General features: G+C 60.9%; 11 protein-coding genes. 2 read left to right on the top strand and 9 right to left on the bottom strand.

What is annotated here, in order from left to right:
* Positions 1–19: 19 nt before the first annotated feature.
* From asd to leuC, 5 genes are all read right to left on the bottom strand, one after another.
* A complete protein-coding gene (gene asd / locus PspS34_RS09345) occupies positions 20–1,132 on the bottom strand; it encodes an aspartate-semialdehyde dehydrogenase (RefSeq protein ID WP_057715575.1) in 1,113 nt (370 codons plus the stop codon).
* 66 nt (positions 1,133–1,198) lie between these two features.
* Positions 1,199–2,281 (bottom strand): 3-isopropylmalate dehydrogenase, encoded by a 1,083-nt coding sequence (leuB, locus tag PspS34_RS09340; protein WP_154860616.1) that lies wholly within the window; start codon positions 2,279–2,281, stop codon positions 1,199–1,201.
* Between the two features lie 50 nt (positions 2,282–2,331).
* Positions 2,332–3,099, bottom strand: a complete 768-nt coding sequence (locus tag PspS34_RS09335) for a class I SAM-dependent methyltransferase (RefSeq protein ID WP_154860617.1) — start codon at positions 3,097–3,099, stop codon at positions 2,332–2,334.
* 150 nt (positions 3,100–3,249) lie between these two features.
* Entirely contained in the window at positions 3,250–3,894 is a 645-nt protein-coding gene (leuD, locus tag PspS34_RS09330; protein WP_159389614.1) for a 3-isopropylmalate dehydratase small subunit, read from the bottom strand.
* An 11-nt stretch (positions 3,895–3,905) separates the two neighbouring features.
* Entirely contained in the window at positions 3,906–5,324 is a 1,419-nt protein-coding gene (leuC, locus tag PspS34_RS09325; protein ID WP_057715577.1) for a 3-isopropylmalate dehydratase large subunit, read from the bottom strand.
* Between the two features lie 148 nt (positions 5,325–5,472).
* On the opposite strand from leuC, the gene PspS34_RS09320 reads away from it, so the two are divergent.
* Both PspS34_RS09320 and PspS34_RS09315 read left to right on the top strand, forming a co-directional pair.
* Positions 5,473–6,363 (top strand): LysR family transcriptional regulator, encoded by an 891-nt coding sequence (locus PspS34_RS09320; protein WP_154860618.1) that lies wholly within the window; start codon positions 5,473–5,475, stop codon positions 6,361–6,363.
* A 65-nt stretch (positions 6,364–6,428) separates the two neighbouring features.
* Positions 6,429–9,707: an EAL domain-containing protein gene (locus PspS34_RS09315; protein WP_150812499.1), complete on the top strand. Its 3,279-nt coding sequence runs from the start codon at positions 6,429–6,431 to the stop codon at positions 9,705–9,707.
* A 46-nt stretch (positions 9,708–9,753) separates the two neighbouring features.
* On the opposite strand, the gene PspS34_RS09310 is transcribed toward PspS34_RS09315, so the two are convergent.
* The 4 genes from PspS34_RS09310 to PspS34_RS09295 form a co-directional block, all read right to left on the bottom strand.
* Positions 9,754–10,200 carry an Hsp20 family protein gene (locus PspS34_RS09310; protein WP_057715580.1) on the bottom strand — a complete coding sequence of 149 codons (447 nt, stop codon included), beginning with the start codon at positions 10,198–10,200 and terminating at the stop codon, positions 9,754–9,756.
* A gap of 132 nt (positions 10,201–10,332) precedes the next feature.
* Complete coding sequence (locus PspS34_RS09305; RefSeq protein ID WP_057396160.1) at positions 10,333–11,292, bottom strand: tRNA-dihydrouridine synthase; 960 nt, start codon at positions 11,290–11,292, stop codon at positions 10,333–10,335.
* 156 nt (positions 11,293–11,448) lie between these two features.
* Positions 11,449–11,904 (bottom strand): thioesterase family protein, encoded by a 456-nt coding sequence (locus tag PspS34_RS09300; RefSeq protein ID WP_150812498.1) that lies wholly within the window; start codon positions 11,902–11,904, stop codon positions 11,449–11,451.
* Positions 11,905–11,953: 49 nt separating this feature from the next.
* A complete protein-coding gene (locus tag PspS34_RS09295; protein WP_057715583.1) occupies positions 11,954–12,787 on the bottom strand; it encodes an alpha/beta hydrolase in 834 nt (277 codons plus the stop codon).
* Between the last annotated feature and the right edge of the window lie 19 nt (positions 12,788–12,806).

The raw sequence follows: 12,806 nt of genomic DNA, 5'->3' as shown, positions 1-12,806 counted from the left end.
CTTTCATTGCATCAACCGATCAACGCTCGAGCAGGATCCGCAGCATGCGACGCAACGGTTCGGCCGCGCCCCACAGCAACTGGTCGCCGACGGTGAACGCGCCGACAAATTGCGAGCCCATGTTCAGCTTGCGCAGACGACCAACCGGGATGTTCAGGGTGCCGGTGACCTTGTTCGGGCTCAGCTCCTGAATGCTGGTTTCGCGGTTGTTCGGCACCAGCTTGACCCAAGGGTTGTGCTGGCTGATCAAACCTTCGATATCAGCGATCGGTACGTCTTTGTTCAGCTTGATGGTCAGCGCCTGGCTGTGGCAGCGCATGGCGCCGATGCGCACGCAGATGCCATCGACCGGGATCGGGCTCTTGAAGCGACCGAGGATCTTGTTGGTCTCGGCCTGGGCCTTCCACTCTTCGCGGCTCTGACCGTTCGGCAGTTCCTTGTCGATCCACGGGATCAGGCTGCCGGCCAACGGTACGCCGAAGTTTTCAGTCGGGTAAGCGTCGCTGCGCATGGCTTCAGCCACACGGCGGTCGATGTCGAGGATCGCGCTGGCCGGATCGGCCAGTTGATCGGCAACAGCGGCGTGGGTCGCGCCCATTTGCTTGATCAGTTCACGCATGTTCTGCGCGCCGGCACCGGAGGCCGCCTGATAAGTCATGGCGCTCATCCACTCCACCAGGCCAGCTTCGAACAGGCCACCGAGGCCCATCAGCATCAGGCTGACGGTGCAGTTGCCGCCGATGTAGTTCTTGGTGCCCGCGTCCAGTTGCTGGTCGATGACCTTGCGGTTGACCGGATCCAGAACGATCACCGCGTCATCCTGCATACGCAGGCTGGAAGCGGCGTCGATCCAGTAACCCTGCCAGCCGGCTTCACGCAGCTTGGGGAAGACTTCGCTGGTGTAGTCGCCACCCTGGCAGGTCAGAATCACGTCGAGGGTTTTCAGCTCTTCAATGCTGTAAGCGTCCTTGAGCGGAGCAATGTCCTTGCCCACGGACGGGCCTTGGCCACCGACATTGGAAGTGGTGAAAAACACCGGCTCGATAAGATCGAAATCCTGCTCTTCCAGCATCCGCTGCATGAGCACGGAACCGACCATGCCGCGCCAACCGATCAGACCTACACGTTTCATCGCAACTACACCTTCTTGAAATGTGGACCGCTACCTTGTCTTGAATTTGGCAGCGGGCCCGAGAGATTACAGATTCCGCAGCGCGGCGACTACTGCGTCACCCATTTCCTGCGTACCGACTTTAGTGCAACCGGCCGACCAGATGTCACCGGTGCGCAAGCCCTGATCCAGCACTAGGCTGACGGCTTTCTCGATGGCATCGGCCGCGGCCTGCTGGTTGAAGCTGTAACGCAACATCATCGACACCGACAAAATGGTCGCCAGCGGGTTGGCGATGCCCTTGCCCGCGATGTCCGGGGCCGAACCGTGGCACGGCTCGTACATGCCCTTGTTGTTGGTGTCCAGGGACGCCGACGGCAGCATGCCGATGGAACCGGTGAGCATCGAGGCCTGGTCGGACAGGATGTCGCCGAACATATTGTCGGTAACGATCACGTCGAACTGCTTCGGTGCGCGCACCAGCTGCATCGCGGCGTTGTCGACGTACATGTGGCTCAGTTCGACTTCAGGATAATCCTTGGCCACTTGTTCGACCACTTCACGCCACAGTTGGCTGGAAGCCAGTACGTTGGCCTTGTCCACCGAGCACAGCTTCTTGCCACGGACCATGGCCATGTCGAAACCGACACGGGCGATGCGGCGGATTTCGCTTTCGCTGTACGGCAGGGTGTCATAGGACTGACGCTCGCCGTTTTCCAGGGTACGGGTACCACGAGGCGCGCCGAAGTAGATGCCGCCGGTCAGCTCACGAACGATCAGGATGTCCAGGCCGGCCACGATTTCCGGCTTCAGGCTGGAAGCCTCGGCCAGTTGCGGGTACAGGATCGCCGGACGCAGGTTGCCGAACAGGCCCAGTTGCGCACGGATTTTCAGCAGACCGCGTTCAGGGCGGATGTCACGTTCGATGGCATCCCATTTCGGGCCGCCAACGGCGCCCAGCAACACGGCGTCGGCCGCGCGGGCACGCTCCAGGGCCTCGTCGGCCAACGGCACGCCGTGCTTGTCGATGGCAGCGCCACCGATCACATCGTGGCTCAGTTCGAAACCCAGGGCGAACTTGTCGCTGGCCAATTCCAGCACCTTGACCGCTTCGGCCATGATTTCCGGGCCAATACCGTCACCTGGGAGAATCAGAATCTGCTTGCTCATGCTTTCCTCATGTCATCAGTCGGTGCGCCTTGGGCGCACCCGGAAAAGTTCTATCGCTCGGCCATCAGTACCAGCACATCCGTACTGAACGAACCATCGGCCTCAATCTCAAAATATTCGCGTACTTCATTGCCCATCGACTGCTGCAACTCGCGGATCGCCGCGCGCATCACTTGCGGTGTGCGCATGCGCTCGACCCAGCTGTTGTATTCCAGGCGCAAGCGCTGACGGGTGGTACTGCGGGTGTGCAGCCCCGCCTCGCTGACCTGGCGCAACCACTCGCCGGCGGAATAATCGCGCACATGGCTGGTGTCGCGCAGCACTTCGACGCTTTGCAGGTAAGTGTCGAACAGCGGGCTACCCGGTGACAACACGTCGACGAACGCGGCCACACCGCCCGGCTTCAGGACTCGACGCACCTCCCGCAGGGCCGCGCCCAGGTCGCTCCAATGGTGCGCCGAATAGCGGCTGAAGACGAAATCGAATTCGCCATCGGCGAACGGCAGGCGCTCGGCGGCACCGTTGACCGTGGTTACGTTGCTCAAGCCACGCTCGACAGCAGCGGCAGCGACCACGTCGAGCATTTGCTGCGACAGGTCGTAGGCCACCACCTCTTTCACCAATGAGGCTACGTGAAAACTCACGTGACCTGCGCCGCACCCCAGATCCAGGACCCTGGCCTCGGCCTGCCCCGCCAGTTCGGCCTGTAGCAGCGCGAATTCGGTGCCTTGAGCGTGTACGGCGCTGCTCAGGTAGGCCGAGGCCTGTTCACCGAATTGCTTCTGGACTACCTGACTGTGCTGGGCGGAGCTGGTCATGAGGGACTTCCTTTTTCAGGTTTTAGCCTTGTGGTGTCTGGGCTGCCGTCTTCGCGAGCAAGCCCGCTCCCACATTGGAATGCATTTCAAAATGTGGGAGCGGGCTTGCTCGCGAAGGGGCCAGCCCTGACTACTTCAATCTCAAATCAATCAAGCGTCGCGAAACAACCAAGGCTGGCTCGCACGATGCTTGGCCTCAAATGCCGCAATCGCATCGCCGTCCTGCAAGGTCAGGCCGATATCGTCCAGGCCGTTCAACAGGCAATGCTTGCGAAACGCATCAATCTCAAAACTCAACACCTTGCCATCCGGACGGGTCACGGTCTGGGCCTGCAGGTCAACCTGCAACTGATAGCCCGGATTGGCCTCGATCTGCTGGAACAGTTCGTCGACTTCGGCGTCGCTCAAGATGATCGGCAGCAAGCCGTTCTTGAAGCTGTTGTTGAAGAAGATGTCGGCATAGCTCGGCGCGATGATGCTGCGGAAACCGTACTCTTCCAGCGCCCACGGCGCGTGTTCACGGCTGGAGCCGCAACCGAAGTTTTCGCGGGCCAGCAACACGCTGGCGCCCTGGTAACGTTCGGCGTTGAGGACGAAGTCCTTGTTCAGCGGACGCTTGGAGTTGTCCTGGTAAGGCTGGCCCACATCCAGGTAGCGCCATTCATCGAACAGGTTCGGGCCAAAGCCCGTGCGCTTGATCGACTTCAGGAACTGCTTCGGGATGATCTGGTCGGTGTCGACGTTGGCACGATCCAAAGGCGCGACAAGACCAGTGTGCTGGGTAAAAGCTTTCATGCTGCGCTCCTTCAGATCAATTCACGGACGTCGACGAAACGACCGTTTATAGCAGCGGCCGCGGCCATGGCCGGGCTGACGAGGTGAGTACGACCACCGGCACCCTGACGGCCTTCGAAGTTACGGTTGGAGGTCGAGGCGCAATGCTCACCGGACTCCAGGCGGTCCGGGTTCATCGCCAGGCACATCGAGCAACCCGGCTCACGCCATTCGAAACCGGCTTCGAGGAAAATCTTGTCCAGGCCTTCCGATTCAGCCTGGGCTTTAACCAGGCCCGAGCCCGGCACCACGATGGCCTGCTTGATGGTCGAGGCCACTTTACGGCCCTTGGCGATCACGGCCGCCGCACGCAGGTCTTCGATCCGCGAGTTGGTGCAGGAACCGATGAACACACGGTCGAGCTGAATGTCGGTGATCGCCTGATTGGCGGTCAAACCCATGTACTTCAAGGCACGGACGATGGAGTCGCGCTTGACCAGGTCCATTTCCTTCGCAGGATCCGGCACGTTCTGGTCTACCGCCAGCACCATCTCAGGCGAAGTACCCCAGCTGACTTGCGGCTTGATCTGGGTCGCATCGAGCTCGACAACCGTATCAAACGTGGCATCGGCGTCAGACACCAGGTCTTTCCAGGCTTCAACGGCCAGGTCCCATTCCGCGCCTTTCGGGGCAAATGGACGACCCTTGACGTAAGCCACGGTTTTTTCGTCCGCAGCCACCAGGCCTACGCGAGCGCCGGCCTCGATGGACATGTTGCAGATGGTCATGCGGCCTTCGACGGACAGGTCGCGAATCGCGCTGCCGGCGAACTCGATGGCGTGGCCGTTACCGCCGGCGGTGCCGATCTTGCCGATCACCGCGAGCACGATGTCCTTGGCGGTCACGCCGAACGGCAATTGGCCTTCGACGCGCACCAGCATGTTTTTCATTTTCTTGGCGACCAGGCACTGGGTGGCGAGCACATGCTCGACCTCGGAAGTGCCGATACCGTGAGCCAATGCGCCGAATGCGCCATGGGTCGAGGTATGGGAGTCGCCGCAGACCACGGTCATGCCGGGCAAGGTTGCGCCTTGCTCCGGGCCGATGACATGGACGATGCCCTGGCGAACGTCGTTCATCTTGAACTCGACAATGCCGTATTCATCGCAGTTGTCATCGAGGGTCTGGACTTGCAGGCGCGAAACCTGGTCAACGATGGCGTCGATGCCGCCCTTGCGCTCCGGCGTGGTCGGTACGTTGTGGTCCGGGGTCGCGATGTTGGCATCGATGCGCCATGGCTTGCGCCCGGCCAGACGCAGGCCTTCGAAGGCTTGCGGCGAGGTCACTTCGTGGATGATGTGACGATCGATGTAGATCAGCGCAGAGCCATCGTCGCGCTGCTTGACCAAATGCGAATCCCAGAGCTTGTCGTAGAGCGTTTTGCCGGCCATCAGACGGTTTCCTCATCAGCTTGTTTCTATGCCCTGGGTCTTGAGCGACTCAATAACCCCTTGGCTTGTGAGGCTGATCCTATGGGGTTACATTAAATAACTCAAATTCATATTTTTTATGCTTTGGATAACCAACTGGAATGCAACTATGGACCTGGCCAACCTCAATGCCTTTATTGCCATCGCCGAGACCGGAAGCTTCTCCGGCGCCGGGGAACGGCTGCACCTGACCCAGCCGGCCATCAGCAAGCGCATCGCCGGGCTGGAGCAGCAATGGAAGGTGCGGTTGTTCGACCGTCTGGGTCGTGAAGTGGGCCTGACCGAGGCCGGGCGCGCCCTGCTGCCGCGGGCTTATCAGATTCTCAATGTCCTCGATGATACGCGCAGAGCCCTGACCAACCTCACCGGCGAGGTGACCGGCCGTCTGACCCTGGCCACCAGTCACCACATCGGCTTGCACCGTTTGCCGCCCTTGCTGAGGGAGTTCACCCGACTCTACCCACAAGTGGCGCTGGATATTCAGTTCCTCGATTCGGAAGTGGCCTACGAGGAAATTCTCCATGGCCGCGCCGAACTGGCGGTCATTACCCTGGCGCCGGAACCCCATGCGCTGGTCAAGGCCACCCCGGTATGGGACGACCCGCTGGATTTCGTGGTTGCGCCGGAGCATTCGTTGCTCAATAACGGCAAGGTCAGCCTGGCGGACATCGCCCGACACCCGGCGGTCTTCCCCGGTGGCAATACCTTTACCCACCACATTGTGCAGCGGCTGTTTGAAGCCCAGGGCCTGACGCCAAACATCGCCATGAGCACCAACTACCTGGAAACCATCAAGATGATGGTCTCGATCGGCCTGGCCTGGAGCGTTTTGCCGCGCACCATGCTCGATGACCAGGTGGCGCGCATACCTTTGCCGGGCATACAGCTCACTCGCCAGCTAGGCTATATCTTGCACACAGAAAGGACGCTGTCGAATGCTGCGCGGGCCTTCATGGCCTTGCTGGACGCTCAACTCGATCAGCCAGGGACTCAAGGCTAAGCTGTGCTAATCCTGTAGAGCCGCGAATTCCTGCCCCAAACGCCCATTCAGCCCAAGGCTTGCCAATGCCCAAATCTGTTGACCGTATTCCGCCAATGCCGCGTATACAGGCACTTGACCCGAAAAGCTCCGAACAGAGCTGGGAAAGTGCCCCGCAATTGTTGGCCGCGCTCAACGGCGCGCGCCTGGGTGCGTGGTATTGGGACATCGAGCGCGGGAAGATCAGTTGGTCCCGGGGCACGCAGGCGTTGTTCGGCTTCGATCCCCGCAAACCGTTGCCATCGGATCTGGAATACCTCGACTTGCTGCCTCCGGAGGATCGTGCGAAAACCGTTCGCGCGTTCCACGCAGTCATCGCTGGCGCACCGCTGGAGCAAGCGATGCATCACCGCATCCGCTGGCCCGATGGCAGCCTGCACTGGCTGGAAATCAGCGGCAGCCTGTTACCGGACAAGCACGGCCGGCCACGGATGATCGGTGTGATCCGCGAGATTACCCACCAGCGCCAGCGCGAACAGGCGTTGAGCAGCTCGGAAAAACGCTTCGCCACCCTGTTCCACCTGTGCCCCAACATGGTCCTGCTGACCCGCCAGGAAGACGGCCTGATCACCGAAGCCAACCAGTATTTCGAAAGCCTGTTCGGCTGGCCGGTGCAAAACGCGATCGGCCGCACCACCCTGGAACTGGGCCTGTGGGTGCATCCCGAACAACGGGCCGAACTGGTCAAGGCCACCAAAGCCAAAGGCGACCTGGTCAGCATGGAAGTGCAGTTTCGCGCCAGCAATGGCCAGGTTCACGACGGCATCCTCAGTGCGCAAAAGGTCGAGCTCGAAGGCCAGCCCTATCTACTGAGCACGTTCCTTGACACCACCGAGCGCAAAGTCGCCGAACAGGCCCTAAAGGACAGCCAGGAACGCCTCGACCTGGCACTGGACTCGGCGCAACTCGGCACCTGGGACTGGCACATTCCCAGCGGCATGCTCTACGGATCGGCACGGGCCGCCCAGCTGCACGGTCTGGACGCCAAGCCCTTCCACGAGTCCTTCGACGAGTTCTTCGAAGGCGTGCCCGGCGAAGAACGCGACACCATGCGCGACGCTTACCGCAGTCTGCGTGAAGGCCCGGCCGGCAACTATCAATTGACCTACCGCGTGCAATTGCCCGACGGCACCTCGCGCTATCTGGAAAGCCGTGCCCGCCTCTACCGCGATGACAACGGTGTGCCGGTGCGTATGGCCGGCACCTTGCTCGACATCACTGATCAGGTGGAACGCGAACAACGGCTGGTGGCCTCCGAAGAGAAATTCGCCACGCTGTTCCAGGTCAGCCCCGATCCGATCTGCGTCACCCGCCAGGACTCCGGCCAGTTCATTGAAATCAACTCCAGCTTCACCCAGACCTTCGGCTGGAGCACCGCCGATGTGATCGGCCGCAGCGCCGACGAAATCGGCCTGTGGGACGCTTCGGCGAAAAGCCTGCGACGAATCGAACAAGTGATCCGCGAACAAGGCCTGAACAACGTGGCCATTCTGGTCCAGCACAAGGAAGGACAGACCCTGACTTGTGTGATTTCCAGCCGCCAGATCAGCGTCGGCGACCAGCCCTGCATCGTCACCACCCTGCGCGATATCACACAGCAACAGCGCTCGGAAGCGGCGCTCAAGGCCAGTGAAGAGAAATTCGCCAAGGCCTTCCACTCCAGCCCCGACGCCATCACCATCACCGAGCGCGACACCGGACGCTATCTGGAGGTCAACGACGGCTTCTGCCGCCTGACCGGCTACCGCGCCGAGGAGGTGGTGGGCCGCACGGTGTACCAGGTCGGGATTTGGGCCGAAGAAAAACAACGCTCGGCGCTGCTGGCCGAATTGCAGATCAAGGGACGGGTTCATCACCAGGAAATGCTCGGGCGCAACAAGCGCGGCGAACTGCTCACCGTCGAAGTCTCGGTGGAACCGATCACCCTCAATGAAACCGCCTGCCTGCTGCTGACCGCGCGCGACGTCAGCCTGCTGAAAAATGCCGAAGCGCAGATCCGCCACCTGGCCTATCACGACCCACTGACCAACCTGCCCAACCGTGCCTTGCTGATGGACCGCCTGAGCCAGCAGATCGCCCTGCTCAAACGGCATAACCTGCGGGGCGCGCTGATGTTCCTCGACCTCGACCATTTCAAGCACATCAACGACTCCCTCGGGCACCCGGTGGGCGATACCGTGCTGAAAATCATCACCGCTCGCCTGGAGGCCAGCGTGCGCATGGAGGACACCGTTGCGCGCCTGGGCGGTGACGAATTCGTGGTACTGCTCAGCGGCCTCGAAGGCTCGCGCAGCGAGGTCAGTGAACAGGTTCGCGAAGTGGCCGACACTATCCGCGAGCTGCTGTCCGAACCGATGTTCCTCGACGGCCAGCGCCTGCAAGTGACACCCAGCATCGGCATTGCGCTGATCCCCGATCACGGCTCGACCCCGACCGACCTGCTCAAGCGCGCCGACATCGCGCTCTATCGCGCCAAGGACTCGGGTCGCAATACCACGCAGATGTACCACAACACCATGCAGAAGGCCGCGAGCGAACGCCTGCGCATGGAAACCGACCTGCGCCTGGCCCTTTCCCGGGGCGAGTTTCGCGTGCATTACCAACCCCAGGTCGACGCCCGGGGCGACCGCATCGTCGGTGCCGAGGCCCTGGTGCGCTGGAATCATCCGGAACTCGGCCCGCAGTCACCCGCCGAGTTCATCAAGGTGCTGGAAGACAGCGGACTGATTCTGGAGGTCGGCACCTGGATCCTCGACGAAGCCTGCCAGGCCTTCAAACGGTTGATCGACGACGGTCTGGTGAATCCGTATAAATTCAGCCTGTGCGTAAACATCAGCCCGCGCCAGTTCCGCCAGAACGATTTCGTCGAACGTGTCGAAAACAGCCTGAACACCTATGGCCTGCCCTGCTCCCTGTTGAAACTGGAAATCACCGAAGGCATCGTGATCCAGAACCTGGAAGACACCATCAGCAAAATGCGCCGCCTGAAAAAACTCGGTGTGAGCTTCGCCATGGACGACTTCGGCACTGGCTACTCCTCGCTGACCTACCTCAAGCGCTTGCCGGTCGACACCCTGAAAATCGACAAGTCATTCATCCGCGACGCCACCAGCGACCCGAACGACGCCGAGATCATCCGCGCCATCGTCGCCATGGCCCACAGCCTGGATTTGAAGGTGATCGCCGAAGGGGTGGAAACGGCGGAGCAGCTTGAGTTCCTGCAGGGACTGGAGTGTCACTTCTACCAAGGGTATTTGCACAGCCAGCCGTTGCCGGTGGAGGAGTTTCAAAAACTGCTGAAGTGACAGGCACAAAAAAGGGCGCCAATGGCGCCCTTCTTCTTGCTCCGACTCAGTGTTGCAGAGCCGGCTTTTGCGTCCCGTTGATCGGGATGCGCTTGGCTTTCGCCTCTTCCGGAATCACCCGTAGCAGGTCGATGCTCAACAGACCGTTGCTCAGGCCGGCAGCCTTGATCTCGATGTGGTCCGCCAGACGGAAGGACAGCTTGAACGCACGCTGCGCAATGCCCTGATACAGATAAGTGACGTCTTCGTTCGCGTCGCGTTTACCGCCACTGATGGTCAGCACACCTTTCTCGACTTCGAGCTCCAGATCTTCTTCCTGGAAACCGGCCGCGGCAATCACGATGCGGTATTGATCGTCGCCGTGTTTCTCCACGTTATAGGGTGGATAGCTGCTGCCTGGCTCGTTGCGCAGGGCGGTCTCGAACAGGTCGTTGAAACGGTCGAAACCTACCGAGGAACGGAACAGTGGGGCCAAGGATAATGTAGTAGCCATGATGCAAATCTCCTGAAAACAATCAGCAAGGTTTTTTGTCTCCGCGACCCGAATTCGGCATCGCGTAATCCTTAAATAGGGACCGCTGATTGCATTTCAAGAGATTGTTTTCTGCTTTTTTTACAAAAAATTTCAGGCCGCTTCCGCCACCGGCAGCCCCAGCAAACGCGAGACGTTATCCAGCTCGGTCTCACGACGCAGCACGGTAAAGAGCTCTACCGCCTCGGGATAATTGCGGGTCAGCATCGCCAGCCATTGCTTCAGACGACCCGGCGACTGGCGTGGCGTCATTTGTGCCTTGGCTTGCAGCCAGAAGTCCTGGATCAGCGGCAACAACTCGGTCCAGGTCATCTCGACCACCTCTTCACCGGCCCGCGCCGCGGCGATCTGCCGGGCGAGATCCGGGCGCGAAACCAGGCCGCGACCGAGCATGATGTCTTCCACGCCGCTGATCTCGCGGCAACGACGCCAGTCTTCGACGCTCCAGATGTCGCCATTGGCGAACACCGGCACCTTGACCACGTCCTGCACCCGCGGAATCCACTCCCAGTGTGCCGGCGGCTTGTAGCCGTCGACCTTGGTCCGCGCATGCACCACGATGTGTTCGGCGCCGCCTTCGGCCAGGGCCGTGGCACACACCAGCGAGCCGTCCGGGCTGTCGAAGCCCAGGCGCATCTTGGCGGTGACTGGAATGTGCGCGGGGACGGCACGACGGACGTGCTCGACGATCTGGTTGAGCAGCTCGGGTTCCTTGAGCAATACCGCACCACCACGGGATTTGTTGACGGTCTTGGCCGGACAGCCGAAGTTCAGGTCGATCACTTCGGAGCCCAGCTCACAAGCCAGCGCGGCATTTTCCGCCAGGCACACAGGATCGGAACCGAGCAGTTGCACACGCAGCGGCACACCGGAGGCCGTCCGGGCACCGTTGAGCAACTCCGGACCGAACTTGTGGAAATAGGCAGGTGTGAGCAACTGGTCGTTGACCCGGATGAACTCGGTCACGCACCAGTCAATACCACCCACACGGGTCAGCACGTCGCGCAGGATGTCGTCGACCAACCCCTCCATGGGCGCCAAAGCAATTTGCATGAAAAACACACTCGAGGAAAAACGTGCGGCAGTTTACTGGATTGCGCGAGAAACCGCAGATCCCTTGTGGGAGCGGGCTTGCTCGCGAATGCGATTTAACATTCAACATTGATATTGACTGGCACACCGCTTTCGCGAGCAAGCCCGCTCCCACATTCAGATTTTGGCGGATTCCAGATTTTGCGATAGCAACGCCGGACCATAACCCTCGATGAACTCCGCCGGCATGCGCTTGGGCTTGCCTGTGGACAACTCGATGCAGACGAAGGTGGTCTGCGCCCGCAGCAACGTCGAATTATCGCTGGGGCGGACCAACTGGAAGTGCCGGGTCATTTTAAGGCGCTGATCCCAATCGACGATCCAGGTCGCCAATTGCAACTCATCGTCCTCATAGGCTGCCGCCAGGTAATCGATCTCGTGCCGCACCACCGCCATCGCCCGGTCCAGCCGCCGATACTCGACCAGGTCCAGGCCAAGACGCTGGGAGTGGCGCCAGGCACAGCGTTCGAGCCAGGTCACGTAGACCGCGTTGTTCGCGTGCCCCAACCCGTCAATGTCCTCGGCGCTCACTTGCAGATCAATGATGAACGGCGTTTCCCGATCCCAGCCCATGCCCGACTCCCTGGTCAGATAATTTCGACCGGGGCAGTGTAACGGAAGCTCAGGCGGATTGGCGTGATTGCAGACTGCGCCCGGCCAGCAGTGATAACACGCCATCAATCACCCGAGGGTCGGCCAACACTCGCTGATGACCACCGTCTTTCAAACGCAACAAGCGGCTGTCGAACCAGGCTTCATGGATCAGCTGGGATTCCTTCACAGAGACAAAGTTGTCGTCTTCGGCATGGACAATCAGGCCGGGCATGTCGAGTTGATAGTGCGCGACATCCAGCGTCGCGGCTCGCATGCCGACGTCTTGCTCGACCTGGCGAATGAACGCCGAGCGGGCCTTCGGTGGCAGCCCGACATAGCGGGCAAAACCACGCAACACACCGAGAATCCGCGCTGGGGCCGCAATGCTGACCAGGGTTTCCGTGCGCAGGCCCAACTGGACCGCGAGCATCGCACTGGCGCCGCCCATGGAGTGGCCGATGACCGCTTGCAGGGGTGGCAGTTCGGCGGCCGCTTCCAGCATGGCGCGGGCGAACAGCACCACATTCGCTTCACTGCCCGGTGAGCGACCGTGGGCCGGACCATCCAGGGCCACGACCGAGTAACCGGCATCGACCAGCGCGGTGATGAGGCTGGCAAACTGCGTCGGCCGCCCTTCCCAGCCATGCATCAGCAATACTGCCGGGCCCTGACCCCAACGCAAGGCCGAGAGACCGAAACGCAGGGTGACCCGCTCGGACTTGGCCAACAGTGGCAGCTCCCAGTCACGCAGCGGCAGATCCCGTGGCGTCATGAACGCCTGTCGCATTTTGCTTGCGACCAGTTTCGGGGCAAACCAGCCCAAGGTGCCATTAACGCCACGAACCCACTTTAACGTGCTCATCGCATTCTCCTCAGGCCGC

The sequence above is a fragment of the Pseudomonas sp. S34 genome (genome assembly GCF_009866745.1).
Classification (GTDB): Bacteria; Pseudomonadota; Gammaproteobacteria; order Pseudomonadales; family Pseudomonadaceae; genus Aquipseudomonas; species Aquipseudomonas jessenii.
The sequence above is the reverse complement of the archived record's forward strand: the minus strand, read 5'-3'. Positions and strand labels throughout refer to the sequence as shown.

Coding starts and splice junctions, on each gene's coding strand:
- PspS34_RS09295 (WP_057715583.1), bottom strand. CDS start 12,787: ATGAGCACGTTAAAGTGGGTTCGTGGCGTTAATGGCACCTTGGGCTGG.
- leuD (WP_159389614.1), bottom strand. CDS start 3,894: ATGAAAGCTTTTACCCAGCACACTGGTCTTGTCGCGCCTTTGGATCGT.
- PspS34_RS09315 (WP_150812499.1), top strand. CDS start 6,429: ATGCCCAAATCTGTTGACCGTATTCCGCCAATGCCGCGTATACAGGCA.
- PspS34_RS09335 (WP_154860617.1), bottom strand. CDS start 3,099: ATGACCAGCTCCGCCCAGCACAGTCAGGTAGTCCAGAAGCAATTCGGT.
- leuB (WP_154860616.1), bottom strand. CDS start 2,281: ATGAGCAAGCAGATTCTGATTCTCCCAGGTGACGGTATTGGCCCGGAA.
- PspS34_RS09300 (WP_150812498.1), bottom strand. CDS start 11,904: ATGGGCTGGGATCGGGAAACGCCGTTCATCATTGATCTGCAAGTGAGC.
- PspS34_RS09310 (WP_057715580.1), bottom strand. CDS start 10,200: ATGGCTACTACATTATCCTTGGCCCCACTGTTCCGTTCCTCGGTAGGT.
- PspS34_RS09305 (WP_057396160.1), bottom strand. CDS start 11,292: ATGCAAATTGCTTTGGCGCCCATGGAGGGGTTGGTCGACGACATCCTG.
- leuC (WP_057715577.1), bottom strand. CDS start 5,324: ATGGCCGGCAAAACGCTCTACGACAAGCTCTGGGATTCGCATTTGGTC.
- PspS34_RS09320 (WP_154860618.1), top strand. CDS start 5,473: ATGGACCTGGCCAACCTCAATGCCTTTATTGCCATCGCCGAGACCGGA.
- asd (WP_057715575.1), bottom strand. CDS start 1,132: ATGAAACGTGTAGGTCTGATCGGTTGGCGCGGCATGGTCGGTTCCGTG.